Source organism: Sphingomonas sp. SP3 (genome assembly GCF_058514305.1).
Window position 1 is genome coordinate 926,359 of the sequence record NZ_JBZSOE010000001.1, and the last position, 23,856, is coordinate 950,214.

The 23,856-nt window shown below is 64.1% G+C and carries 21 protein-coding genes; 7 read left to right on the forward strand and 14 right to left on the reverse strand.

Annotation, left to right across the window (positions count from 1 at the left end):
* The 6 genes from AC4K8G_RS04935 to AC4K8G_RS04960 are packed head-to-tail and all read right to left on the reverse strand — an operon-like array spanning window position 1 to window position 7,229.
* Entirely contained in the window at window positions 1-1,803 is a 1,803-nt protein-coding gene (locus AC4K8G_RS04935) for a monovalent cation:proton antiporter-2 (CPA2) family protein (protein ID WP_491733057.1), read from the reverse strand.
* Complete coding sequence (locus AC4K8G_RS04940) at window positions 1,800-2,222, reverse strand: iron-sulfur cluster assembly scaffold protein (protein WP_491733058.1); 423 nt, start codon at window positions 2,220-2,222, stop codon at window positions 1,800-1,802. The genes AC4K8G_RS04935 and AC4K8G_RS04940 overlap by 4 nt, the downstream gene beginning before the upstream one ends.
* A complete protein-coding gene (gene cysS, locus AC4K8G_RS04945) occupies window positions 2,219-3,529 on the reverse strand; it encodes a cysteine--tRNA ligase (protein ID WP_491733059.1) in 1,311 nt (436 codons plus the stop codon). The genes AC4K8G_RS04940 and cysS overlap by 4 nt, the downstream gene beginning before the upstream one ends.
* Entirely contained in the window at window positions 3,526-4,050 is a 525-nt protein-coding gene (locus AC4K8G_RS04950; RefSeq protein WP_491733060.1) for a CvpA family protein, read from the reverse strand. Before AC4K8G_RS04950 ends, cysS begins: the two co-directional genes overlap by 4 nt.
* A gap of 39 nt (window positions 4,051-4,089) precedes the next feature.
* Complete coding sequence (gene radA / locus AC4K8G_RS04955; RefSeq protein ID WP_491733061.1) at window positions 4,090-5,454, reverse strand: DNA repair protein RadA; 1,365 nt, start codon at window positions 5,452-5,454, stop codon at window positions 4,090-4,092.
* A 38-nt stretch (window positions 5,455-5,492) separates the two neighbouring features.
* Window positions 5,493-7,229 carry a DUF885 domain-containing protein gene (locus tag AC4K8G_RS04960; protein ID WP_491733062.1) on the reverse strand — a complete coding sequence of 579 codons (1,737 nt, stop codon included), beginning with the start codon at window positions 7,227-7,229 and terminating at the stop codon, window positions 5,493-5,495.
* Window positions 7,230-7,348: 119 nt separating this feature from the next.
* Here AC4K8G_RS04960 and AC4K8G_RS04965 point away from each other — a divergent pair, with 119 nt between their 5' ends.
* The 3 genes from AC4K8G_RS04965 to AC4K8G_RS04975 all read left to right on the forward strand — a co-directional run bounded on the left by AC4K8G_RS04965 (window position 7,349) and on the right by AC4K8G_RS04975 (window position 12,354).
* On the forward strand, window positions 7,349-8,617 hold the full coding sequence (locus tag AC4K8G_RS04965) for an MFS transporter (protein WP_491733063.1): 1,269 nt from the start codon (window positions 7,349-7,351) through the stop codon (window positions 8,615-8,617).
* 3 nt (window positions 8,618-8,620) lie between these two features.
* Window positions 8,621-9,547: a cysteine synthase A gene (cysK, locus tag AC4K8G_RS04970; protein WP_491733064.1), complete on the forward strand. Its 927-nt coding sequence runs from the start codon at window positions 8,621-8,623 to the stop codon at window positions 9,545-9,547.
* A gap of 110 nt (window positions 9,548-9,657) precedes the next feature.
* Window positions 9,658-12,354, forward strand: a complete 2,697-nt coding sequence (locus AC4K8G_RS04975; protein WP_491733065.1) for an EAL domain-containing protein — start codon at window positions 9,658-9,660, stop codon at window positions 12,352-12,354.
* On the opposite strand, the gene AC4K8G_RS04980 is transcribed toward AC4K8G_RS04975, so the two are convergent.
* The 3 genes from AC4K8G_RS04980 to AC4K8G_RS04990 form a co-directional block, all read right to left on the reverse strand.
* Window positions 12,351-13,628 carry a L,D-transpeptidase family protein gene (locus AC4K8G_RS04980; protein ID WP_491733066.1) on the reverse strand — a complete coding sequence of 426 codons (1,278 nt, stop codon included), beginning with the start codon at window positions 13,626-13,628 and terminating at the stop codon, window positions 12,351-12,353. The two genes, AC4K8G_RS04975 and AC4K8G_RS04980, sit on opposite strands and share 4 nt — an antisense overlap.
* Window positions 13,629-13,791: 163 nt before the next feature.
* Entirely contained in the window at window positions 13,792-14,289 is a 498-nt protein-coding gene (locus AC4K8G_RS04985) for a hypothetical protein (protein ID WP_491733067.1), read from the reverse strand.
* Window positions 14,290-14,417: 128 nt separating this feature from the next.
* A complete protein-coding gene (locus AC4K8G_RS04990; protein WP_491733068.1) occupies window positions 14,418-14,585 on the reverse strand; it encodes a hypothetical protein in 168 nt (55 codons plus the stop codon).
* Window positions 14,586-14,856: 271 nt separating this feature from the next.
* Between AC4K8G_RS04990 and AC4K8G_RS04995 the strand changes: the two genes are divergently transcribed.
* Window positions 14,857-15,624 carry a 2OG-Fe(II) oxygenase gene (locus AC4K8G_RS04995; RefSeq protein ID WP_491733069.1) on the forward strand — a complete coding sequence of 256 codons (768 nt, stop codon included), beginning with the start codon at window positions 14,857-14,859 and terminating at the stop codon, window positions 15,622-15,624.
* Here AC4K8G_RS04995 and AC4K8G_RS05000 read toward each other — a convergent pair.
* Window positions 15,621-17,417, reverse strand: a complete 1,797-nt coding sequence (locus AC4K8G_RS05000) for an acyl-CoA dehydrogenase C-terminal domain-containing protein (RefSeq protein WP_491733070.1) — start codon at window positions 17,415-17,417, stop codon at window positions 15,621-15,623. The two genes, AC4K8G_RS04995 and AC4K8G_RS05000, sit on opposite strands and share 4 nt — an antisense overlap.
* A 119-nt stretch (window positions 17,418-17,536) precedes the next feature.
* On the opposite strand from AC4K8G_RS05000, the gene msrA reads away from it, so the two are divergent.
* The 3 genes from msrA to AC4K8G_RS05015 all read left to right on the forward strand — a co-directional run bounded on the left by msrA (window position 17,537) and on the right by AC4K8G_RS05015 (window position 20,430).
* The gene (msrA, locus tag AC4K8G_RS05005) at window positions 17,537-18,130 is read left to right on the forward strand and encodes a peptide-methionine (S)-S-oxide reductase MsrA (RefSeq protein ID WP_491733071.1); all 594 of its coding nucleotides are present in this window, start codon (window positions 17,537-17,539) and stop codon (window positions 18,128-18,130) included.
* A 116-nt stretch (window positions 18,131-18,246) separates the two neighbouring features.
* Window positions 18,247-19,695, forward strand: a complete 1,449-nt coding sequence (gene purF / locus AC4K8G_RS05010) for an amidophosphoribosyltransferase (RefSeq protein ID WP_491733072.1) — start codon at window positions 18,247-18,249, stop codon at window positions 19,693-19,695.
* Between the two features lie 18 nt (window positions 19,696-19,713).
* Window positions 19,714-20,430 carry an SDR family NAD(P)-dependent oxidoreductase gene (locus AC4K8G_RS05015; RefSeq protein ID WP_491733073.1) on the forward strand — a complete coding sequence of 239 codons (717 nt, stop codon included), beginning with the start codon at window positions 19,714-19,716 and terminating at the stop codon, window positions 20,428-20,430.
* Here the strand turns inward: AC4K8G_RS05015 and AC4K8G_RS05020 are convergent.
* From AC4K8G_RS05020 to AC4K8G_RS05035, 4 genes are read right to left on the reverse strand one after another with little or no spacing between them, the layout of a single operon-like run.
* Window positions 20,427-21,155: a TorF family putative porin gene (locus tag AC4K8G_RS05020; RefSeq protein ID WP_491733074.1), complete on the reverse strand. Its 729-nt coding sequence runs from the start codon at window positions 21,153-21,155 to the stop codon at window positions 20,427-20,429. The two genes, AC4K8G_RS05015 and AC4K8G_RS05020, sit on opposite strands and share 4 nt — an antisense overlap.
* On the reverse strand, window positions 21,106-22,332 hold the full coding sequence (locus tag AC4K8G_RS05025) for a S8 family peptidase (protein WP_491733075.1): 1,227 nt from the start codon (window positions 22,330-22,332) through the stop codon (window positions 21,106-21,108). Before AC4K8G_RS05025 ends, AC4K8G_RS05020 begins: the two co-directional genes overlap by 50 nt.
* Window positions 22,329-22,949 (reverse strand): zf-HC2 domain-containing protein, encoded by a 621-nt coding sequence (locus AC4K8G_RS05030; RefSeq protein ID WP_491733076.1) that lies wholly within the window; start codon window positions 22,947-22,949, stop codon window positions 22,329-22,331. The genes AC4K8G_RS05025 and AC4K8G_RS05030 overlap by 4 nt, the downstream gene beginning before the upstream one ends.
* Before the next feature lie 9 nt (window positions 22,950-22,958).
* Window positions 22,959-23,576: an RNA polymerase sigma factor gene (locus AC4K8G_RS05035; RefSeq protein WP_491733077.1), complete on the reverse strand. Its 618-nt coding sequence runs from the start codon at window positions 23,574-23,576 to the stop codon at window positions 22,959-22,961.
* Window positions 23,577-23,856 lie beyond the last annotated feature (280 nt).

Consider the following 23,856-nt stretch of genomic DNA (forward strand, 5'->3'; position numbering starts at 1 on the left):
TTAGGCGGGCGAAGTCTTCTCGTCAGGAAGCGCTCGATCCGCGCCAAACGACAGGCCAAGCCCCGCATGAAGATCGCCGGTGGCCGTTTGTCGCTCGAGCCGTTCACAATCGCGCATCCGATACTCTCGGTCGACGCGCTCAATCTCTTCCCGGGCGATGCCGCTCGCCCGAAGGGCCGCGCGCCCCATCGCCACCGCGCCCTCGAACAATTCGCGCTCGGCGAAGTCTATGTCGAGCCCGTCGAGCTCGATCATGTGGCGTCGGTCGAAGGCGCGCACCATCACCGCGGCCTGCGGGAACGCGTCGAGCACTGCCTGCACCGCGCTTCGGCTGAGCTCGCCACCCTCATTGTCGTTGCAGAAAGCGATGACCTTGGCCGTGTCGGCTCCGGCGGTGCGCAGCAAGTCGATCCGCAGGCCATCGCCGTAGTAAACCTTCGTCCCGAACTCTTCGGCGGTCTCGATCATCGCCGGCTTTTTGTCGATCATCGTCACGCCGATGCCCTTGGCCTGCATCATCTGCGCGACAGTCTGGCCGAAGCGGCCGTAACCGACGACGATCGCGCTGGTCTCCGGCGACTTTTCCGGTCCGTCAAGATCGTCACGATGGCTGACCTCGCGGCGCTCCAGGAAATCGATGAAGCGCATCAGGAACGGGGTGGTCGCCATCGACAGGGTCACTACTGCACCGAACAGCGATGCGGCTTCGGGCGTGATCAGCAAGGCCGAGGTCGCCAGGCCGAACAGAACGAAGCCGAACTCACCAGCCTGGCTCAGTAGCAGGCCGAGCCTCGCGGCCAACGGCCAGGAGCATCCAAAGGTGCGGCTGAGCCCGCTGATCAGCAACGCCTTGATGCTAATGACGCCGAGCGCCAGCCCGATCACGGTCAGCGGGTTCGCGGCGATGACGCTGAGGTCGAGCAGCATGCCGACTGACAGGAAAAACAGGCCGAGCAGAATCGAACGGAACGGCTCGACGTCCGCTTCCAGCTCATGCCGATAGGGGGATTCCGCGAGCACCACGCCGGCGACGAATGCGCCGAGGGCAACGGACAAGTGGAGCATGTGCATGACCGCTGCCGCGCCGACGACGGTGAACAGGCCCGCCACGACGAACAGCTCGCGCTCGCGAAACCGGCCGATCAGCCGGAACAAGGGATTGAGGATCAGGCGACCGGCGAGGACGAGGCCGATGATCGCGAGCACAGTGTAGAGCGCGAGCATGAGGCCGCTTGGCGCGCCCGGGTCGGGGGGCACCCGCGCCATCGCGCCGATGATGGTAATCAGCGGGATGATCGACAGGTCCTGGAACAGCAGGACCGAGAATGCCCGCTCGCCCTGCGGCGTGTTCAGTTCATTGTCCGAGCGAAGCTGTGGCAGCACCTGCGCGGTCGAGGACAGAGCAAGGGGCAAGCCGATCGCCAGCGACGCCTCCCACGAAACGTCGAGCACGAGCTGGACGAACAGGCTGATCGCGAGCCCGCACAATGCGACCTGGGCAAAGCCGAGGCCGAAGATGTCCTTGCGCAGGCGCCACAGTCTGCTCGGCTGAAGCTCGAGGCCGACGATGAACAGCAGCAGCGCGATCCCGATTTCGGTGACGCTGGTGAGCTGCTGGGGGTCCTTGATTAGCCCCAGTATCTCGGGACCGATGAGGGCGCCCGCGACGATATAGCCAAGGGTCGCGCCGAGCTTGAGGCGGCGGAAAAGCGTCACGAAGACCAGGGCCGCGCCGAGCATGATCGCGCCGCTTTCAAGGATCGCGGTGGTCGCTTGCGCGGTCTCGGCGGGACTGGTTGTCATCCAGCAGTCTCGATCGCCGCCAGCAATGCCCTGAACGGAAGCAGAATCGCGCCGTGGCGGCCCTTGCGCACCCGCGCTGGCTCGAGCGCGTCAAGCCCCGGCCAGGCGCCAGTTTCGTCCTGCTCGCTGGCCAGCCAGCGGCTGAGCGCGATCAGCGCGTCGGACACTTCGGCATGCGTGCGGCCGATTGCGTGGCGCTCGACCAGAGCTGCCGAGGCCTGGCCAAACGCGCAGGTATGGACCTGTTGCGAGATGAGCTCGACCCGGCGCTCGTCGTCCAGCTGAACCGCGATTGCGACGCGGCTGCCGCAGGTCGGGGAACGAAGCTCGGCCTTCCCATCCTCCCGCTGGAGCTCGCGCGGATCACTCAGCGAGGCCGCGAGGCGCAGGATTTCGGTGGTGTAGGCCGGGGCGCTCATTCCCGCCGCCACGTAGTCCCGCCGGGTCCGTCCTCCAAGACGATGCCCTCGGCCTTGAGCTCATCACGAATCCGGTCGGCGGCAGCGAAGTCGCGGTTTTTCTTGGCTTCGGCGCGCTGGGTGATGCGGGCTTCGATATCCTCGCCGCCTTCGCCGCCCTGGAACCAGTGCTCGGCCGACCCCTGCAGCAGGCCTAGCAGCGCGGCGCTCGCCTTTACGGTTGCCGGATCGTCGAGCGCCATCAGCCGGCTCAGCGCCAGCGGCGTATTGAGGTCGTCGGACAAGGCTTCGACCACGCCCGCGTCCACCTCTCCGGGCTCGGCATCGGCCCCGGTTCGGTACAAGCGGTCGAGATTCGTCTTGGCCTGCGCGATCACTTCCTCGGTCCAGCTCAGCGGCTGGCGGTAATGCGCCGACAGCAACGCGACCCGCAGCGTCTCGCCCTTGTGGCCCTGCGCCAGCAGCTCGTTCGGGGTAATGATATTGCCGAGGCTCTTCGACATCTTCTCCGAGCCCATGTCGACAAAGCCATTGTGCACCCAGAAGCGCGCGAGCGGCGCCCCGGCATGCGCGCAGCGACTCTGCGCGATTTCATTCTCATGGTGCGGAAAGATGAGGTCCAATCCGCCGCCGTGGATGTCGATCGTCTCGCCCAGATGGTTGGCGATCATTGCCGAGCATTCGACGTGCCAGCCCGGGCGGCCCCTGCCCCACGGACTGTCCCAGCCGACCACATCGTCCGCGCTCGGCTTCCACAGCACGAAGTCGGCGGGGTCGCGCTTGTAGGGCGCGATCTCGACGCGGGCGCCGGCGATCATCGCGTCACGGTCCCGCCGAGAAAGCTCGCCATAATCGTCCCACGAACCGACCGCGAAGAGCACATGGCCTTCAGCCTCATAGGCGTGGCCCAAGCCGATCAGCCGCTCGATCATCGCGACCATGGCTGCGATTTCCTCCGTCGCATGCGGCGCGATGTCGGGCGGCTGGACACCGAGCGCGCCCATGTCCTCAAGATAGAAGCGCTCGAACCGCTCGGTGATCACCGACGGGTCGATACCCTCGGCTGCGGCGGAGGCGATGATCTTGTCGTCCACGTCGGTGACATTGCGCGCATAGACCAGGCTCTTCCCGCCAAATTCGTGGCGGATGAGCCGAGCTAGCGTATCGAACACGACCGCCGGGCGGGCATTGCCGATGTGGGCTCGGCCGTAGACCGTGGGGCCGCACACATACATGGTGATGCGCTCAGGATCGGCGGGCGCAAACTCGCGCTTCTCCCGCGTCATGGTGTCGTGGAGCCGGATCATTCCTCGCCGACCTTGTTGACGTGCAGCCGCCGGGCCTCGACCCAGTCGACGATCGCGCGGCCGCTGGCGTTGAGCAGCGGGTAGGTGCGCGAGCGAGTCATCCACTCCGGCCGGTCGGCCTGCGGGCCGTAGACCATATCGGTCGCGAGGTTGGCGAGAAGGAAGAACAAGGTCGCTCCGAGCAGGCCCTTCAACGCCCCGAAGCCGCCGCCAAGCACGCGGTCGAACGGGCCTAGCACGGGCGAGCGGCGCGTCCGCCCGCCGATCTGGCGAGCGAGCAGCTTCACGCCGACGAAGCTCGGCACGAACAGGATAGCGAAGGCGAGCACGGCGGCCGTCGCCGAGCCCCAGCCGAAGCTGTTCATGAGACCCGTCCACAGCTGGCCGTGGAACAGCTTCAGCATCGCGATCCCCACAATCCAGGCGGACAGCGATATGACTTCGTGCACGAACCCCCGCACGAAGCCTACGGCGCCGCCGCCGATCAGGAGCAAGAATACGAAGACGTCGAGCGCGGTCACAAGCGTTCGGCTAGCGGCCTCGCCAGCGCTTCGCCAGCCCTAACGGCCGAGGATCTGGTCGACGAGCTGGCGAAGGTTGGCGAATTCAGCGGTCCGGAGCCCTTCGGCGCCCTTGATGCCTTTGGGCACCCAGCCGCACTCGAAGCCGAGCTTAGCTGATTCCTTGAGCCTCAGGCCGGCATGGGCGACGGGACGGATCTCGCCCGACAGCGCGATCTCGCCGAGCACAACGCATTCGCTAGGCACCGGTCGCTCAGAGAGCGCTGAGACGAGCGCCGCGGCGACGGCCATATCGGCGGCAGGGTCGCTCAAACGGTATCCGCCGGCCACATTCAAATACACTTCCGCGGTCGAAAAGCTGATCCCGCAGCGCGCTTCGAGCACCGCCAGGATCATCGCCAGCCGCCCGCTGTCCCAGCCCACCGCTGCTCTTCGCGGAGTCGCGCCGGTTGCAAGCCGGACCACCAGCGCCTGGATCTCGACCAGCACAGGGCGCGAACCCTCGATCGCCGGGAACACGCTAGTGCCGCTTACCGGCTCACCGCGATGCGTGAGGAACAACGCCGACGGGTTGGGCACCTCGGTCAGCCCGGCGCCCTCCATCGCGAACACGCCGATCTCGTCGGTGCCGCCGAAGCGGTTCTTCATCGCGCGCAGGATGCGATACTGGTGGCTGCGCTCGCCTTCGAAGCTCAGCACCGTGTCGACCATATGCTCGAGCACGCGCGGGCCGGCGATCGTGCCGTCCTTGGTGACATGGCCGACCAGCACCACGGCCGTCCCATGCTCCTTGGCGAAGCGAACCAGCTCCTGCGCCGAGGCGCGGACCTGGCTGACGGTGCCCGGCGCGCCCTCGATCAGGTCGCTGTGCATCGTCTGGATCGAATCGATGATCAGCAGCGCCGGCGCCTCGTTACCAACCGTCGTCAGAATGTCGCGGACCGAGGTCGCGGCGGCCAGGCGCACGGGCGCTCCGCCGAGCCCGAGCCGAACCGCGCGCAGCCGCACCTGCTCGGCCGACTCCTCACCCGACACATAGATAACGCTCTTGCCCTCATTCGCGAGCCGCGCCGCCACCTGGAGCAACAAGGTCGACTTGCCGATGCCGGGATCCCCGCCGACGAGCATCGCCGAGCCGGCGACGATCCCGCCGCCGATCGCCCGGTCGAATTCCGCAAGGCCGCTCGGCAGACGCGCCGGAAGAGCCGCCGGCGTCTCAAGGCCGACCAAGGGGATAACTCGCCCGCCGCCTTGCAAATTATGCTTGGCCGCGAAAATACTGGAGATTTCCGCGGATTCCTGAACGAGTGTATTCCAGTCCGCGCAGTCAGGACATTGCCCCTGCCAGCGGTGCTGGACCGACCCGCAGGCCTGGCAGACATAGCGCGACTTTGGTTTCGCCATGCCGCCAGCCTACAAGAACAAAGGCGGAACGAAAAGCGCTAAAAAACCGCTTCGGCCTTGCCGCCCATCATCTGCTGCCGGACCAGTGGGATCGGCGGCCCGCCATAGCTCAGGAATTGGTCGTGGAACGCCTTCCACGCCTTCTGACCGCCGCGGCTCGCGGCCCAGTCGTCGCGCAGCTTGCGGATCATGAGCTTGCCCATCGTGTAATTGAGATAGGCTGGGTCATAAGTGCCGCGCGCGGACTGCTGTCGGGCGTTGCCCGCGTCCTGGTAGCATTGGTTGACGAACAGGTCGTAGCTCTGCGCCTGGGTCATCGAGCCGGTGTGCATCCCGATCGCGGACAGGAAACGGCAATCGCGCAGAAGTGCGTTTGACAGCTGCCCGATCAGGGTTTCGTCGGTGCCTCCACCGACTCCTTCGACCCGCATCATCTCTTCGGTGTAGTGAGCCCACCCTTCCGCGAAGGCGTAACCGACGAAGATCCGCCCGAAGATGTCCTTCGACCGGTTGGCGTGGAGGAAGTTGAGGAAGTGGCCGGGCCACACTTCGTGGACCGAGGTGAACAACAGGTCGGCCTGGCCCGGCACAAACGCGTCCTGCTCGGCCTTGGGCCAGCTCGGGTCCGCCGGGGCGATATAATAGACCGACGGCAGGTTCTTCTCATACGGTCCCGGGATGTTGATGTAGGCGAAGTTCTGCCGCTGGTAGGGAGGCGCTTCCTCGACCTTCGCTTCCTCCGGCCCCGGGATCGTCACGATGTCGTGGTCGATGATGAATTGTTTCAGGCCCGCGAGCTGCGCACGGGCGCCGGCGACTGCACCGCCCTGCGGCTTGTTGGCCGACATCTTCTCCATGCATGCTTGCAAGCTCTGCCCCGGCGCGTAGCGGCCGCAGGCGTCGCCGAGAAGTTTCTGGTTGGCCGCCAGGTCCGCACGGCCGATCTGCTCGAGCTGCTCAACCGGCGTGGTCACCATCTCCGTATCGGCGAGCATCCGCTGGAACTTGTCCTTGCCGAGAGCGAAATTTGGCTTGGACGCGGCGCGCTGGCTTTCAACCCAGGCAACCGTGTCCTGCATCGCCTTGACCGCGTTATCAGTCGCGGCCTTCAGCGCCTGTTGGTCTTGCGAACTCCCGACGCCCTTCCAGGCAGCCATGCCGTCGCCCGGATAATATTCGGCGAATCCGCCAAACGCCGACTTCGAATAATCGACAAAGCTGGTCGCCATTGGCGTCTGGATATTGCCCCGCATCTGTTCCACCGTGCGCGGCACGTTCTGCAGGAACTTGATGTACGCCTTCAGCCGCACATCCTTCGACGCATAGGGGACAGTCACATAAACCGACGGATCGAGCGCACCGAGATAGGACGCCGGATTGTGATGGCGCTGATCGGCCCCGGTCGGATCGATCCAGAACAGCCGTCCCTTCGCAACCGCGACAAGATAATCCCGCTGATAGCGCTGTTCCGGAGTCAGCTTGTCGTCGGTGAAGCCCTGCGCGTCCGTGATTGCTTTCTTCAGGCGATCCACTTCTGCAGTGGTTCCGGCCGGAGAGAAATCGACGATCTGACCATCAAACTCATGCCGTCCTTGCTGAACCGCGAAGCCCGGGTCCGCCTTGAAGGTCGCTTCGATGAAATTGTTGACGAACCCTGCCCAGTCGCCCGTTTGCGCCGAAGATTGGGCGGTGCCACCTTCGGGCGCGTTTGAAGCACGGCAGCCAGCAGTCGCCAGCGCAATGGCCATTGCCGACGCAATCAAAAGTGGGCGCATAGGTCTCTCCTCCTCCTCCGGAACGGTCGGGGCGTAGAAGCCCAGTAGGGTAGCGGCAAGGAGGGTTTCGGCGAACGGCGGTAGTTGCTCGCCCTGTCCGTCCTAGCTAGGCGCGCAAAGTGAGTTTCCTCCCCGAGCCACTGAAGATCCCGGCGTTCCGCTATTTCTGGCTCGCGAGGCTTGCCTCGACCATCGGCCAGATGGCGATGGTCATCGTCATCGGCTGGCAGGTCTATGACATTGCGCGCGAGACGATGGGTCTCAAGGAAGCCGCCCTTCGCCTTGGCATCATCGGGCTCGTCCAGTTCATCCCCTTGTTCCTGCTCACCCTAGTCACCGGATGGGCCGCAGACCGGGTCGATCGGCGTTGGATTGCGCGCGCATCGGTCGCGCTTGAATTGGGATGCGCAGCCGCGCTCGCGGGCTTCGCCTGGACCGATACGACGACCTTGGAGGCGCTGTACGCCGTCGCGGCTTTGCTAGGTGTGGCCCGCGCGTTCGCCGGCCCGGCACTCGGCGCGCTCGCGCCCAATCTCGTGCCGCGCAAGATCCTGCCGCGCGCTATCGCTCTGTCGTCAATCGCCTGGCAGACCGGTTCCATCCTCGGCCCGGCAATAGGCGGTTACCTTTACGCCGCTGCGCCGTTCGCGCCCTATGCGGCAAGCGCCCTGCTATTCGCGGTTTCGCTCGCCGGGCTGTTCGCGATCGGCCCGGTGCAGCGGAGCGAAATCGCGCGCGGCGTAAACCCATGGGCACAGATGGTCGAGGGGCTTCGCTACGTACGCCGCAACCGGCTTGTGCTCGGCGCGATCAGCCTCGACCTGTTCGCCGTGCTGCTTGGCGGCGCCACGGCAATGCTCCCGGTGTTCGCCCGCGATGTGCTCCACGCGGGGCCTGAAGGGCTTGGCCACTTGCGCGCCGCGCCGGCTGTCGGCGCAACCTTGACGGCCGCCTTTTTCGCTTTCCGGCCATTGAAGTACAATGTCGGGGCGAAGATGCTGGCTGCGGTCGGCGTGTTCGGCGCCGCCACCATCATCTTCGGTTTCTCACGATCGATGCCGTTGTCGCTCGGTTGCCTCGCCCTGCTTGGCGCCGCGGACATGTTCTCGGTCTACGTTCGCCAGTCGCTCATCCAGCTTTACACCCCGGACCAGATGCGCGGCCGTGTCGGCGCGGTTTCGTCACTGTTCATCTCGGCGTCCAACGAGCTCGGCGAAGCGGAATCGGGCTTTTTGGGTGCGCTGATCGGACCCGTTCCCGCTGTGATCGCTGGCGGCGTCGGTGCACTCGGCGTCGTATTTCTATGGTCGTGGTGGTTCCCCGAACTTCGGCTTGCAAAAACCTTCGACCCACCCGATTTGCGCCATTCCCCCAATGAGGAGAGCTAGGGCATGAAAGCCGCCAATATCCTCGAGACCATCGGTAACACTCCGCACGTCCGCATCAATCGGCTGTTCGGCGATCGCGCGGAAGTCTGGATCAAGCAGGAGCGGGCGAACCCGGGTGGCTCGATCAAGGACCGTATCGCCATGGCCATGATCGAGGACGCCGAGCGCAGCGGCAAGCTGAAGCCGGGCGGCACGATCGTCGAGCCGACGTCCGGCAATACCGGCATCGGCCTTGCGATGACCGCAGCTGTCAAAGGCTATCGGCTGATCCTGGTCATGCCCGAAAGCATGAGCGTCGAGCGGCGGCGCCTGATGCTCTCTTATGGGGCGGAGTTCGAACTAACTCCGCGCGAAAAAGGCATGAAGGGCTCGATCGCCCGCGCCGAGGAAATCCGCTCGTCGATCGAGGGCGCATGGACTCCGCAGCAGTTCGAAAATCCGGCAAACCTCGAAATCCATCGGAAGACCACGGCGCAGGAAATCCTCAAGGACTTCGCCGACGGGCCGCCGGATGCGATTATCACCGGCGTCGGGACCGGCGGTCATATCACTGGCGCCGCTGAGGTCCTGAAGAGGGAATGGCCCGGGCTAAAGGTATTCGCGGTCGAGCCAACCCTTTCGCCGGTACTGTCAGGCGGCGAGCCCGGCCCGCACCCGATCCAAGGCATTGGCGCCGGCTTCATTCCGGCGATCATGGATGTGAGCCTGCTCGACGGCGTGATCCAGGTGACTCCCGACGACGCCAAAGAGATGGCCCGGCGCGCCGCGCGCGAAGAGGGCATGCTGGTTGGCATCTCATCGGGCGCCACGCTCGCGGCGATCGATCAGAAGATCGGCGAGCTCGGCGACCACCCGCGCATCCTCGGGTTCAACTACGATACCGGCGAGCGCTATCTGTCGGTTCCGGACTTTCTGCCCGAACAAGGATAACCGTCCGCTAACCCTGCTCCTTGACCGCGTAGTTAACTCCCGCGCGGTTAAGACTCGTGCGTTGCGCGTGATCCCAGCCTGTCGCCGGGACAGCCAGTGGGGATCGAAACATGCGCCGTTCGCGCTTCGCGAAACCGCCAGAACCGATTGAAGCGCGCGAGGCGGTATCGATCGCCGACGCCTGGTGGTTCGACGTCTCGCGGCCGGAGACCAGCGACGAAGATTCCTTGTCGGAATGGCGCATCACGGCGCTGAAGCACGCGCCATTCCTGCTTGGCGCCACGCACCTGCTGATCACGGTAACTTTGGCGGTGCTTGCAGCAGATCGCCAGTACTGCCTGTGTTTTGATAACCCACTGATCCCCTCGGCGCTGGTCATGCTGTTGGACGCTGCTGCGATTGGCGTCCTGCTCACTCGCAACCGGTTTAAGTTCGCCCCGCACACGCTGATCCGGTCGCTTGGGGTCTACCTGGTTCTCGTCGGCCTGTTGTGGACATGGTTCGGCGAAACCGTCGCGGACGACCGCTTCGTAACGCCGATCGCCGCCGCCCCGATTGCGATGGCCGCCGGCATCGCGATGGGCACGATCGTATCGATGAGTTCGCCACCATTGGCGATGATCAACATGATCGTGTCCGTTGCCGCCGCCATGCTCCTCGCCGGATCGCCGCTCCTGCCGGCCTGCGTGGCGATCCTATCGCTGCTCCTGTTCTTCTACAGCATCGCCAGCGCGCGCAGCTTCCTCGCGGCCGGGCGAAAGCGCCTCCGGCTCGAGCTCCAGGCGCGCAAAGCGCAGCATTTTGTCGACGAGTTCGAATCGACGGGGCGCGGATGGTTCTGGGAAACCGATTATCTCGGCACCTTGTCCTACGTTTCCCAGCAGCTTGCCGACGATTTCGAGTTGCAGCCCGAAGATCTGCTGGGACGGCAGTTCACCGACCTGTTGTCAGTCGACACCGAGGCCTCGGACACGATCGAGGAGCGAAAGACGCTCGGCTTTCACCTGTCGGCTCGCTTTCCGTTTTCCGACGTCGTCGTTCGCCCGGCGAGCGACCAAGATGTCCACTGGTCCCTTTCAGGTAACCCGATATTCGACGACCGCGGCCGCTTCCTGGGCTTCCGGGGTATCGGCACGGACCTAACCGAGCAGCGCCGCTCGGAACGCGAGATCACGCGCCTCGCCCGCTTTGATTCGCTGACCGGCCTGCCCAATCGCGCGATGATGCGCCAGACGCTTGAGGAAGCGCAGCGCAACGCGGCTCACCGGCAAAAAGGCTGCGCGCTGTTCATGATCGACCTCGACCGGTTCAAGAACGTGAACGACACGCTTGGCCATCCAATCGGCGACGCGCTGCTTCGCCAGGTCGCCGATCGGCTCAAGTCGGTGATGGGCAACCACGGCCAGGTCGGACGGCTCGGGGGAGATGAGTTCCAGGCGGTACTTCCTGGAACGGTCGACATGGGCCTGCTCGAGTCCCTCGCGAGGACGCTGATCGACCAGGTCTCCCGCCCTTACCTGATCGAGGGCCATAAGGTGATGATCGGGGCGTCGGTCGGGATCGCGATCGGTGACCCGGGAAAAATCAGCGCTGATGCGATGGTCCGCAACGCCGACCTTGCGCTTTACGCCGCAAAAGGGGCGGGGCGCGGCAAGCACTGCTTCTATCAACCGTCGATGCACAGCGAAGCGGCCGAACGGCAGCTCCTCGAGAACGACCTTCGCCAGGCAATCGACCGGGGCGAGCTCAGCGTCGCTTACCAGCCCATAGTCCATGCCGCCGGCGAGGACATTTCCGGGTTCGAGGCGCTGGTCCGCTGGCAGCACCCGACCCGCGGGCCGATTTCGCCGACGGTCTTCGTTCCCCTGGCCGAGGAAGCGGGCCTCATCGGAAAGATCGGCGAATGGGTCCTGCGCACCGCGCTCGAAGAGGCGGCGAACTGGCCGAACCATGTGCGCATCTCGGTCAACCTTTCGCCACTACAGTTCAACGACCCCAATGTCGTCGCGATCGTCGCCAAGCATCTCAGGGGCACCAAGGTGCAGGCCGAACGGCTCGAGCTAGAGATCACGGAAGGAGTCTTCCTTGCGGAAGGCGACACCACCGATGAGACATTCGCCAAGCTGAAGGGCCTCGGGGTCCGGCTCGCACTCGACGATTTCGGGACCGGCTATTCGTCGCTTGGTTATTTGAAGAAAGCGCCATTCGATAAAATCAAGATCGACCAGAGCTTCGTCCGCGGCGCGGCATCAACCAGCGCAACCAACCGCAACGCAGCGATCATCCGCGCCATTGTTACCCTCGCCGAGACGCTGGGCATGGACACCTGCGCCGAGGGTGTCGAGACCCACGACGACCTCCAGCTGATCCGCGAGCTCGGAGTCAGCATGGTCCAAGGCTACATCTTCGGACGGCCCAGCCCCGCAGACGCCGCGCGCGAGCTTGCGAACAGCGTCACCGTCGAAGCGGATGGGTTCCAGTGCAGCCGCGAGCAGCGCCATCGCCTGATGCGCCGCGCGATCACCAGCATCGACGGCCAGAGCGTGGAAGTCAGGCTTCGCAACATCTCGTCGATGGGCGCGCTGGTCGAGTGCGACCTGTCGGTCTCACCCGGTACCGAACTCGCGATCGATATCGTCGGCGTCGGACCGGTGCGCGGCATTGTACGCTGGGCCCAGCCAGGCAAGTTCGGCGTGCAGTTCGGCAATGAGTTCGACCTCGCGCGGCTGGCGCCTAAACGCGAGAAATCGAATCCGGTCCAGATGCTTCGCCCGGCCTATTTCGACCAGCAGCGAGGCGCGGGTTAGCGGCTCGCGATCTGGCGCGTGGCGGCGCGATCCTTGCCGTAGAAATCGTCGAAATAAACGATCGAGGTCCCGCTCGGCACTGCCGTCAGATAGGTGATGTAGAGCGGTATCGGCGTCGGCAGGTTGACATTCTGCTCCGGCTTTGCACCCTGCGTCTTCGGCGGACGTCCGTTGAACAGCCAGCGGGCAAAGCGCGGCGCGTCTTCCAGGCGGACGCAGCCGTTGCTCTGGAGCCGCGCGGCCTCGTCGATCTTTTCCTTTTCGGGCGTGTCGTGCAGCCAGATGCCCTGCGGATTGGGGAACATGAACTTCATCTTCCCCATCGAATTCGCCGGACCGGGCTTCTGGCGCATGCGCACCTTCTGCCCCGCGGCGACCGCTTTCCAGTCGATCGACATCGGATCGATCACGCGCGCGTGGTCGGACCAATCCGAAAGGACCTCATAACCCCGGTTCTTGAAGTAGGCGCGCCCTTCCTTGAGGATGGTCGGCGCGAGCTTCCGCGACGTGATGTCCGACGGCGAGTTCCAATAGGGGTTCAGCGCCTCATAGCGGATGAACGCGTTCATCATCGGCGTCTGGGCGATCGGATCGGGACGGCCCGCGACCACCCGCATCGAATCCACGACCTGGCCGTTTTCGTACATGTACAAGCGGGCGGCCGGCGGATTCACGATCACATAGCGACCGTTTCCAGCCGGAAGCGCCCGAGCGCGCTCCAGATTGGCCCTGAGCAATCGGCGCTCGGCATCATTGCGATACACGTGCGCCGCGAGCGCGGTGCGAAGCTGGCCGTAGATCGGGTTCATCCAGGCCATCTTGGACACGTAGTCAGAAAGCGACGGCGCCGCCGCGGCCTGCGACAGCAGTTCACGCTCCGACGGAGGCGCCGGACGTAGCTCTCGATCGATGTAGATGATGCCGATGTTGGGGTCGCGCCGAGTATCGCGGGCATAGGCATAAAGTGCCGAGTTCAGCATCGCCGATGCCTGCTGCACGGCGGCCGGATTCCCACTTTGGGCGGCCGCGACCGCGCGGCTTAGCCCCTTAACGTTATAGCGCTTGGGGTTCAGGCCGTCGGCCTGGGCAGTTGCAAGCAACTGAACCAGTTGCTGCGCAGCGCCCCCCGATTCCGGCCCGAACCAGCGCGGCCCGTACGCCTGTAAGCCTGGCGCCGCGACCGTGGCAGCGCCAGCCGTACCGGTGGCGAATGTCGCCGGAAGGGTCGCGCCAGCGGCCAAGGCGGCCGCCCCGAAAGCAAAAAGACTTTTCATCGAATCCACTTCTTCCCTGAAGCGCGCAAGCGCCCGCTCGAGGGCTGTAACGCACAAATGGCCTGCGGGTTTAGTCGGAACGCCTGACCCCCGCCTGAACTGCTCACAAAAAGAGCGCCGACCCGAAGGCCGGCGCTCCCATTTGACCGCTCGTCAACCGCGATTAACGGCGGTTGATGTCGACGTCGCGGACATAACCGCGATAGTCGACGTCGCATTTAAACGACAGGTCGGCTGCCTGGTTATAACCATAGCCGAGCGCGCCGTAAGCGCCGACACCATAGGGGCTATAGTTATTGTAGGCATAGCGGCCGCTGCTCGCGATACCGCGGACACGCGTGTAACCGTTGTTCTGGGTCACTCGAGTGACACCGAGCACCCGCGACTGGTTCATAGTGTTTGCGCCGAGAAGAGCGCCGATGATCCCGCCGATCGAGGTCCGGTTATAAAGCCGGTTCTGGACGGCAGCGGTGCACTGTTGAGCAGCGACGCTGCCATTCGCCGCACCGTAGGCATTGTAGCCGTAAGGGTTGGCGTAGCCATACTGGCTGTAGCCGTACTGACTGCCATAGGCATAAGGATATTGCGCCGAGGCAGGAGCCGCGGCCGCAACGGCCGTAACGCCGGCGATGCCGGCAAGCATTTTGGTCATCATGGTCATGGCTCGTTCCTCCTTCCGTGTGGTTGGAGCCGTTCGGGATTCAAACGAGCGGGCGGTATTAGAGGTGCAAGTTTCGTCGCGCCGAGGGTTCGGCTCGTCGTCGTACCGTGAACGCGTTGTGAATGGGTCTAATCGGTGGCAGGCGGCGGCTGGCGCGCCTCAAGCCGATCGGCGGCCACCTCGAAATCGAGCGCCATTTGCGTCAACTTCGCGCGGGCTTCAGCACCTTCCGCCACCCGCGCAAGTCGGCGACAGCGCTGCGCATGCTCGCGCAGGTCGGCGATCTCCTCCCTCATGATATTACCCTATCGAAAGTTAAGGGTCGTTGCCAACAGGGCGATTTGGGCGTTCGGGCCATCCGTTCGTCGAACTGGGGTATCGACGAAGGGATTTTCGCGTGGCTTCGTCGAACCGCCGCCGCCGCCCAACGAAAGTTAATGGGCGACGGTGATCCGGCCGCGAATCTCGGTCCGTGCAATGCTCGGTAGCCATCCTGCGTTGGCCCTTCCCCCAGCTCCGCAACTGGATCTGGGCCGGGTGTGCGCACAGCGATAGCGCGGACGGCCTATGACAAAGGCGTTTCCTGCTGCCACCTTGGCGGGGTCGAACGATGCCGAGTTCGAACTTAATCCGTCTCTGGACATAGGCCGCCTTGCAAGCAGCTTCGCGTCGCGCAGCCGGTTGCAGATTATGGAATTCCTCACCCCAGCCTCCGCGAACATGCTTCGTGCCGACCTCGAGGCGAGCAGCCGCTGGCGGCACGTCTTCAATGCAGCGGATCGTACCTACGAGGTCCCTGGCGAGGATTGGGACCAAACGCCGGCTGCCAATCGTGAGCCCGTGCTCAAGGTGATCAATGAGGCGGCCGCATTCGATTTCCAATATCAATATGACAATATCCGGGTGCCGGATCGGAGAGAGGAGCGGCTTCGGTCGGACGCTGTCGTCGACCGCTTCGCATATTTCCTGTCGTCGCCATCCGTACTCGAAACGCTCATGCAGATAACGGGGAGTACGCATCTCAAGTTCGCGGACTGCCAGGCAACGCGCTACCGGACGGGCGACTTCCTGACCCCGCATGACGACACGCTCGAAGGCATGCATCGTTGTTTCGCTTATGTCCTGAGCTTGACGCCGGACTGGTTACCGCGGTGGGGCGGCCTGCTCCATTTCGTCGATCGCGACGGTAGCGTCGATGAGACGATCACGCCGCGCTTCAATGCGCTGTCGTTGTTCGCAATCGGGCAAAGCCATTACGTGTCGCAGGTCGCGACCTACGCGCCGACGCCGCGGATTTCAGTGACGGGCTGGCTGCGCAGCAAGGCCCCCCGCTAAAAAGCTTCAGCCGGGATTTTCATCAGGGTTTCGGCGCCTGCCTCGACCTTCCGACGGAATGCGGTCGACATCGGCAGTTCGCGCTGGGCGTAAAAAGCGGCGGTGGCGCGCTTGGCCTCGTGAAAGGCCCGATCGTCCGTTCCGTCATCGAGCGCGCGCTGGGCTGCAGCTGCCATCTTGAGCCACATCCAGCCCAAACTGACGAGGCCCATCAATTCCATATAGGCGTAGGCCCCCGCTCCGGCATTGTCGGGATCGGCCATGCCGTTCTGGGCCAGCCACATGGTCGCGGCCTGGAGGTCGCCGAGCGCAGGCTCGAGGGCAGAGCCGAGACCCGCCGGATCGCCAGCGCCCTTTGCATCGACGATGTCCTTGCCGATCAGCTCGAAGAAAGCGCGGATTGCCCGTCCCCCTTCGCGCGGCAGCTTGCGGCCGACGAGGTCCATCGCCTGGATGCCGTTGGTGCCCTCGTAAATCTGGGTGATCCGCGCATCGCGAACGAACTGCTCGATGCCATGCTCGCGGATGTAACCATGGCCGCCGAGCACCTGCTGCGCATGCACCGCCGCGGCGAAGCCCTTGTCGGTGAGGTAACCCTTGATCACGGGGGTGAGCAGCCCGAGCAGGTCGTCGGCATTCCGGCGCTCCGCCTCGTCTGGCGAGCGGCGCACGAGATCGACCAGCAGCGCACCCCACAGCACCAGCGCGCGGCCACCCTCGTTCCAGGCGCGCGCCTCCATCAGCATCCGGCGAACGTCCGGGTGGACGATGATCGGATCGGCCTTGGCGCCAGCCTCGCGCTCGCTTTCCTTGAGCGCGCGGCTCTGGCGGCGGTCCCGGGCGTAGGCGGCGGCATTCTGATACGCGACTTCGCCTTGCGCCAGGCCTTGCAACCCGACGCCGAGCCGCGCCGCATTCATCATGATGAACATGGCCTGGAGGCCCTTCTCCGGCTCGCCGACCAGCCAGCCCTTGGCCCCGTCGTAATTCATCACGCAAGTCGCGTTGCCGTGGATCCCCATCTTCTTTTCGAGGGCTCCGCAGCCGAGCGAATTGCGCTCGCCGAGACTGCCATCCTCGTTCACCAGGAACTTCGGGACCACGAACAGCGAGATGCCCTTCACATTGTCCGGCGCGCCGGTGATTTTTGCGAGCACCAGGTGGATGATGTTCTCGCTGAGATCATGCTCGCCCGACGAGATGAATATCTTTGTTCCGGTAATCGAATAGCTGCCATCCTGATTGGGATCAGCGCGGGTCTTCAACAGGCCAAGGTCGGTGCCGCAATGCGGCTCGGTCAGGTTCATTGTTCCGGTCCATTTGCCGGTCACCATGTTGGGGACGTAGGTCTGCTTGAGCTCGTCGGACGCCTTGACCAAGAGCGAGGCAATCGCGCCCGAAGTCAGACCCTGGTACATTTCGAAGCTGTGGTTGGCGGAAAGCACATATTCGCCGATCGCCGTGCCGATGATCTGGGGCATGCCCTGACCGCCATATTCCTCCGGCGCGGTCAAGGTCGGCCAGCCGGCCTCGCAGAACTGCTTGTAAGCGTCCTTGAAGCCCGGCGGCGTCGTGACCGAACCATCGTCGTTGCGCTTGCACCCGACCTCGTCGCCGACCTTGTTCAGGGGCTGGAGGACCTGTTCGCAGAACTTGGCCGCCTCCTCGAGGATGGCATCGACCAGGTCGGGCGTCGCGTTGGAGAATCCCGGCAGGTTCGAATAGCGGCTGAGCCCGAGGACGTCGTTGAGGACGAAACGCGTGTCCTTCACTGGCGCGTTGTATATGGGCATCCCGCTTACCTCCGTGTCAGCACGGTAAGGCGCGACGGCAGTAGCGACAAGCCGGTCTAGGGGCCAAGTGCAACCTTGGTTCAGGCTGTTCCGTATAAGGGTGGTAAAGGAGATTGATCATGAAGCTCGCGCTCACCCTTGTTCCGTTATTTGTCGCGAGTGCAGCAAGCGCTGCCCCGCACACCGAAACCGCCGTTCTCGCCGGCGGCTGCTTCTGGGGCATGGAAAGCGTCTACGAACATGTGAAGGGCGTGAAGGACGTCGTTTCTGGGTTTGCCGGCGGCTCGGCGCGCGACGCAAATTACGACAGTGTCAGCACGGAAACGACCGGCCACGCCGAAGCGGTCAAGATCACTTACGATCCGAGCCAGGTCAGCTACGCGCAGCTGTTGCAGGTGTTCTTCACGGTGGCGCACGACCCGACTCAGGTGAACCGCCAGGGCCCGGATAGCGGGCCGAGCTACCGCAGCGCCATTTTCCCGCAGAACGCCGGCCAGACCGCGGCGGCGAAGGCGTTCATCGCGCGCCTTCAAGCCTCTCACGCATACAAAGCGCCGATCGCCACGAAGATCGAGCGTGGCGGCTTCTATCCGGCCGAGTCCTATCATCAGGACTTCGCCCGGCTTCATCCCTTCTATCCGTACATCGTCATCAACGATCGGCCGAAAGTGATCGCACTGCAGCGAAAATTCCCCGCCCTTTACAAAGGCTAACGCGCCTAAGCGGTTAAAATTTCACGCTTTATTCAGCCTGGGGGCGACAAAGCCACCCCATCACACTATATGGCGCTCGAAACGGCCGCCGCTGGCGCTTGGGGACCTGACCAACCATGCTGACGACCAATCCCTTCGACGACGACAAGCTGCGCGAGGAATGCGGGATCTTCGGTATTTGGGGTGCCGACAACGCCGCGAGCTTCGTCGCGCTGGGGCTTCACGCACTTCAGCACCGCGGACAGGAAGCCGCCGGCATCACCAGCTATGATGGCAAGCATTTCCATTCGCACCGCGCGATGGGACACGTCGCCGGCAACTTCGACCGCGACGACATCATCCGGAAGCTGGCCGGCCGTTCGGCGATCGGCCACGTGCGCTATTCGACGACGGGCGAGACGGCGCTGCGCAATGTCCAACCCCTGTTCGCAGAGTTGAACGAGGGCGGCTTCGCCGTGGCCCACAACGGCAATCTGTCGAACGCGATGAAGCTCCGCCGCACGCTCAACCGCCGCGGCTCCATCTTCCAGTCGACCGGCGACACCGAGGTGATCATCCACCTGGTCGCGACGTCGGACCTGACCAACAATCTCGATCGCCTGACCGATGCGCTTAAGCAGGTCGAAGGCGCTTATTCGCTCGTCGTGCTGACCGACGAAGGTCTCGTCGCATGCCGCGACCCGCTCGGCATTCGTCCCCTGGTCATGGGCAAGCTCGGCGAAGCGACGATTTTCGCGTCCGAAACCGTGGCGCTTGACGTGGTTGGCGCGAGCTTCGTCCGCGACGTCGAACCCGGCGAGCTGATCCTGGTCAACGACAGCGGCATCCGGTCCTTCCGCCCGTTCGGGAAGGTCGCAGCGCGGCCATGCATCTTCGAGCATGTCTATTTCTCGCGGCCCGACAGCATAGCCGAGGGCAAGTCGGTTTATGAGGTTCGCAAGAACATCGGCGCCGAGCTCTCGCGCGAAGCGCCCGTCGAGGCCGATTATGTCGTACCCGTCCCCGACAGCGGTGTCCCTGCGGCCCTCGGCTTCAGCCAGGCGAGCGGCATCCCGTTCGAGCTTGGCATCATCCGCTCCCACTATGTCGGGCGCACCTTCATCCAGCCAAGCCAGGAAGTGCGTCACCTCGGCGTCAAGCTGAAGCACAACGCGAACAGCGCCTTGGTCGACGGCAAGAGCATCGTCCTCGTCGACGATTCGATCGTTCGCGGGACGACCTCGGTGAAGCTGGTGCAAATGATGCGCGACGCGGGTGCGCGCGAAGTGCACATGCGGATCGCCTCGCCCCCGACCCGGCACAGCTGCTTCTACGGCGTCGACACGCCCGAGCGGGCCAAGTTGCTCGCCGCGCAGATGAGCGTCGAGCAGATGCGCGACTATATCAACGCCGACAGCCTCGCCTTCATCTCGATCGAAGGCCTGTACCGCGCGCTGGGCGAAGAGCGCGACAACGGCGTGCCGCAACGCTGCGACGCCTGCTTCACGGGCGATTACCCGACGACGCTCACCGACCTTACCGACAAGGAAGGCCCGGCGGCGCTGTCTTTGGTCGCGAGCCGCTAAGCGGCTAGAGGCCGCTCGATGACCGATTCGAAGCCATTCTCGGGCAAGCTCGCCCTCGTGACTGGGGCCAGCCGAGGCATCGGCGCTGCGACTGCCGAAGCCCTTGCGGCTAAAGGCGCCCACGTGATCCTCGTCGCGCGCACCTCCACAGCGCTCGAGGAAGTGGAAGAGCGGATCCATAACGCCGGGGGGAGCGCGACGATCGCACCGCTCGACCTCACGCAGGGCGAAGCGATCGGCAAGCTCGCCGGAGCCGTCGCCGAGCGCTGGCAGAAGCTCGACGTGCTCGTCCTTAATGCGGCAATGCTCGGCTCGCTGACGCCGGTGCAGGACATCGATCCAAAGGAATATTCGCGCATCCTTAGCATCAACCTGCTCGCCAACCAGGCGCTGATCGCGGCCTTCGATCCGCTGCTGAAGAAGGCTGACAAGGCAGACATCGTCGGGCTGACGTCCTCGGTCGGGAGCGATCCGCGCGCCTTCTGGGGGGCGTATGGATCTTCCAAGGCCGCGCTCGAAGGCCTGCTCGGCGCCTACGCCGATGAGAGCGCGTATCTCGAGCGGATCAAAGTTCACATCGTCGACCCGGGCGCGACGCGCACGCGGATGCGCGCCAATGCGTTCCCCGGGGAGGAGCCCGAAAGCGTGAAGCCTCCCGAAGTGGTAGCGGAGGCGATCATCCAACGCCTGCTGGCGGACGCGCCGACGGGGCAGAGGGTTCGGGTCGAAGCTTAAAAGACGAAGGTCGCGCCAGCGATCAGGGCACGGCGGCGATGCACGCCATCGTCATAATAATCCCGGCCGGGGCCACCGTCGCTTAGCGCAACATGGAGCGAGACCGGGCCGATCTCCCGGCTCGCGCCAATGCGCCAATCATATTGGATCCGCGATCCGAAGCCCGGGTGAAATCGTACTTGGCTGCCGATGTGCGCAGTCAGCCGCAGCTTCCGCGCCGGCCTGAAACCGGCATCCACTTCTCCGTAAGCGGCCCAATGGCCCCAGTGATAATGGTTCGGCGCCAAGTAGATATGCGAGGAAAATATCCGCCCAATCAAACCCGCATAGATCTCCGTATAGCCGTTCGATGGCTGGTAAGCGCTGTATCGCGAGTAATGGGAATTGATGATCCCGACGTCGATGGTGGGGCCATTTTCCAGCCGCTTCGCGTAACCGACGTTTTCCTGCAGGGCGAGCGGGCGAATGCCATACTCAGAGCTCCGCAGGAGGCTTCCGGACAGGCTTCCGTAAAATCCGCTTGGGTCATCGTAGGAAAGGTCGAGCTGGCCGACGGGATCACCGCCGCTCAATGAAATCCCGCGAAAGCGCGCTTCGGTGAATAGGGATGCTGTCGCGCCGACGCCCGCCGCGGCGGGCACGCTCAAGCCAACCAAGATGAAAGCGGCGGCGGCCCTAACGGCGAAGCATGGCCCGCGCCGCGCCAGGGGCGCAGGAGCAATCACATCTCAGCCCCGCATAAGCCAGCGTCGCACAGGCATCGACAATTCCCCCCTGGGCAACGAGCGTTGGACTGAGCTTCGACTGGCGCTGGCGAACCAACGCAAACAGGCCGCTGACATTGGCGGCCGCAAACGAGCTTCCGTTGACCAGGAACCATCGTCCGCCGGGCTGCGTGGTAGGCACATCATGGCCAGGTGCAATGTACACGTGCGGATGTCTGACTGCCAACGAAGAGTCCGTCACCGCCACAACGCCTGGAACCGAAGCCGGGAAGCCACCATCGCGCTGGCTGCTGTCGAAGGCGGCGACCACGGTCTCGCCATTCGAGACCGCGAGCCGGATGAGCTGCCGGAGCAGCCGGTCGTCCGGGCCGCTGAGGCTCATGTTGATGATGGGCGCCTTCTGATTGATTGCAAAATAGAGAGCCTTGGCGAGGCTGAAACTGTCGCACAGCGTATTGCCCGGCGCCTGCCAGCATGCCCGGAGGCCGAGCAACTTTGCGGCGGGCGCAACGCCGGCGAGGCCGACACCGTTGCCGGCCTTGGCCGCGATAATCCCGGCGACGCCAGTACCATGCTGTTCTGCCGCCATCGAACGGCCGGATACGAAGTTGCGATTGACGATCACTTGGCCGGCGAGATCCGGGTGGGCGGCATCAATCCCGCTGTCAATTACCGCGACGCGCACGCCGTTACCGGTCGACAGGTGCTGGAGCTTCGCCAGTTGCCACTGCCGTGCGGTCGGCTGCGCCGGGAATAACGGGTCGTTGGGGGCCGCCTCGCTCTGCGCCTTGAAAACCTGAACCGGCTCGGTCCATGCGACGCGGGAATCCCGGGCCACATCGTTGGCGGCTTGTTCGACGGATCGGTCAGCGGGCACTGCCATGATCAAGCAATCGACCCCGAGCATCGGCATCGGCCAATCCTCGACGAAGGTGAGACCGAACTGCTTCGCAATGCGGCGCGCAAGCCGCTCGCGCGCACTTCGCGACAGGTCGTCGCCGTAGCTTCCCGCATAAGCCGCTCCGGGACGGAAATGGTCCGCCGGATGCGGGACCATCACCATGATCTGGCGGTCGGGTCGCGGCGCCTGCTGCTGCGCGAATGCAGGGATCATCCACGCAGCAGCGGCCGCGGCCAATGCGATCGCAACGATCTTGATGGCCTTGTTCGGTGTCATGACGCCTGTCCGTCGATCGGCTCTGCCATCACCACTTCGGGCCGCTTGCGCAGCGTAGCGATCGCGGCAGTGCGGCTCTGATCGGGAATATGGAGAACGTAAGCATCGGCATCGGTCGGGCCGCCGACAAGCTCCGCGCCCGTGTCATTGAGCAATCGCCGAAGCTGGTCTTCCCGCGTCTGCGGTTGGAAAATTACGATCGCATTGGCGCTGGCGACGACCGGAGCCGAACCAAGCGCGCGATAAGCGGCGGTCGGCTGGTTGAGGTAGCTCACCGTAACGGCAGTCACAGCCACCACAGCCAATTGCGCAGCCATCAGCCCGGCCATTCCAGGCCGGCTTATCGGATGCCACCAGTTGGAATTGGCGGCGACCGGGGACGCTGCTGCGGGACCGAGACGTTCGCGAAGGCTCGACCAGCTCGCTTCCACTTCAGGTGAATAGTCGCGATATTCCGCGGCCAGGGCGCGCTCGGCACGAAGCTCAGCCTGGCAGTCGGCGCATTCGGTCAAATGCTTCTCGACGCGCTCGCGGTCGGCAGCGTCAAGCTTACCGGTTACGTACCACGGAAGCAGTTCTTCGGCTTCATCATGCGGGTTGGCGGATGGGTCGTTCATCTTGAGCCTCTACAACCAATCGCGGGCATCGCCCGGAATAACGGTCTTCAGCTTGCGGCGAGCGTGAAACATGCGCGTCTTCACCGTGTCGATCGGGCAATCCATGATTTCCGCGATCTCGCGATATCCCAGGCCGTGGAAATAGGTGAGGTCGACCACCGCGCGATGATCGGCCGAAAGAGACCCCATCGCCTCGACGAGCGCGCTGTGGCTGCGGCGGTTATGAAGCTCTTCGTCCGGTGCGATGTCCGAGCTTTCCTGGTCGTTATCGGGCAGGTCTGGCAGCGGCTCGTCCCAGCGCATGCGGGCCTTCACCCCCTGGCGGTAGGCAATCGCAAAAATCCAGGTCGAGACCTTGCTCGCTCCCCTGAAATTTCCTGCCGTGGACCAAACTGCCATCATTGTGTCGTTCAAAACCTCTTCGACCAGCTGCGGCCGCTTCACGATGTTCACCAGAAAGCGCGAGAGCCGCGGCTGGTACTGCCGGTACAGCTGCTCGAACGCTTTCGGATCGCGCGCAGCGATACGCTCCAGCAACTGCGTGTCCCTGGGTGCTTCCTGTCTTTCAAAAGCCGTTTTCGGCCGAGCCCCCATCAATCGCACGATCACGCCTTCGATCTTGTTCATCGCGTGGGTGCCTCAGATGCGGAAAAAAGTTCAACGCCGACCCGTTTCCCGATTTTAAAGCAAAGCGAGACGCTTCACCAATCGACTTTTTATCCCCAGCAAAGTGCTGACTTCGTTAGATTTTCACCCGCCCGGAATTTGGGTGGAGACGCCGATCATGGTATAGACCGAGCCGCGAGCATTCCTGTTCGCGGGAAGGGCGCCGGATGCTCGCGCGTTTGAAACGCGGGAGGAGTATCCAGTCATGGAACGCACTTTCGGAGAGAATTGGCGCAACGCT

Bases quoted from the DNA above. Each gene is read 5' to 3' on its own strand.
- AC4K8G_RS04935 (WP_491733057.1), bottom strand. From the start codon at position 1,803: ATGACAACCAGTCCCGCCGAGACCGCGCAAGCGACCACCGCGATCCTT.
- AC4K8G_RS04940 (WP_491733058.1), bottom strand. From the start codon at position 2,222: ATGAGCGCCCCGGCCTACACCACCGAAATCCTGCGCCTCGCGGCCTCG.
- cysS (WP_491733059.1), bottom strand. From the start codon at position 3,529: ATGATCCGGCTCCACGACACCATGACGCGGGAGAAGCGCGAGTTTGCG.
- radA (WP_491733061.1), bottom strand. From the start codon at position 5,454: ATGGCGAAACCAAAGTCGCGCTATGTCTGCCAGGCCTGCGGGTCGGTC.
- AC4K8G_RS04960 (WP_491733062.1), bottom strand. From the start codon at position 7,229: ATGCGCCCACTTTTGATTGCGTCGGCAATGGCCATTGCGCTGGCGACT.
- cysK (WP_491733064.1), top strand. From the start codon at position 8,621: ATGAAAGCCGCCAATATCCTCGAGACCATCGGTAACACTCCGCACGTC.
- AC4K8G_RS04975 (WP_491733065.1), top strand. From the start codon at position 9,658: ATGCGCCGTTCGCGCTTCGCGAAACCGCCAGAACCGATTGAAGCGCGC.
- AC4K8G_RS04980 (WP_491733066.1), bottom strand. From the start codon at position 13,628: ATGAAAAGTCTTTTTGCTTTCGGGGCGGCCGCCTTGGCCGCTGGCGCG.
- AC4K8G_RS04985 (WP_491733067.1), bottom strand. From the start codon at position 14,289: ATGACCATGATGACCAAAATGCTTGCCGGCATCGCCGGCGTTACGGCC.
- AC4K8G_RS04990 (WP_491733068.1), bottom strand. From the start codon at position 14,585: ATGAGGGAGGAGATCGCCGACCTGCGCGAGCATGCGCAGCGCTGTCGC.
- AC4K8G_RS04995 (WP_491733069.1), top strand. From the start codon at position 14,857: ATGACAAAGGCGTTTCCTGCTGCCACCTTGGCGGGGTCGAACGATGCC.
- AC4K8G_RS05000 (WP_491733070.1), bottom strand. From the start codon at position 17,417: ATGCCCATATACAACGCGCCAGTGAAGGACACGCGTTTCGTCCTCAAC.
- msrA (WP_491733071.1), top strand. From the start codon at position 17,537: ATGAAGCTCGCGCTCACCCTTGTTCCGTTATTTGTCGCGAGTGCAGCA.
- purF (WP_491733072.1), top strand. From the start codon at position 18,247: ATGCTGACGACCAATCCCTTCGACGACGACAAGCTGCGCGAGGAATGC.
- AC4K8G_RS05015 (WP_491733073.1), top strand. From the start codon at position 19,714: ATGACCGATTCGAAGCCATTCTCGGGCAAGCTCGCCCTCGTGACTGGG.
- AC4K8G_RS05025 (WP_491733075.1), bottom strand. From the start codon at position 22,332: ATGACACCGAACAAGGCCATCAAGATCGTTGCGATCGCATTGGCCGCG.
- AC4K8G_RS05030 (WP_491733076.1), bottom strand. From the start codon at position 22,949: ATGAACGACCCATCCGCCAACCCGCATGATGAAGCCGAAGAACTGCTT.
- AC4K8G_RS05035 (WP_491733077.1), bottom strand. From the start codon at position 23,576: ATGAACAAGATCGAAGGCGTGATCGTGCGATTGATGGGGGCTCGGCCG.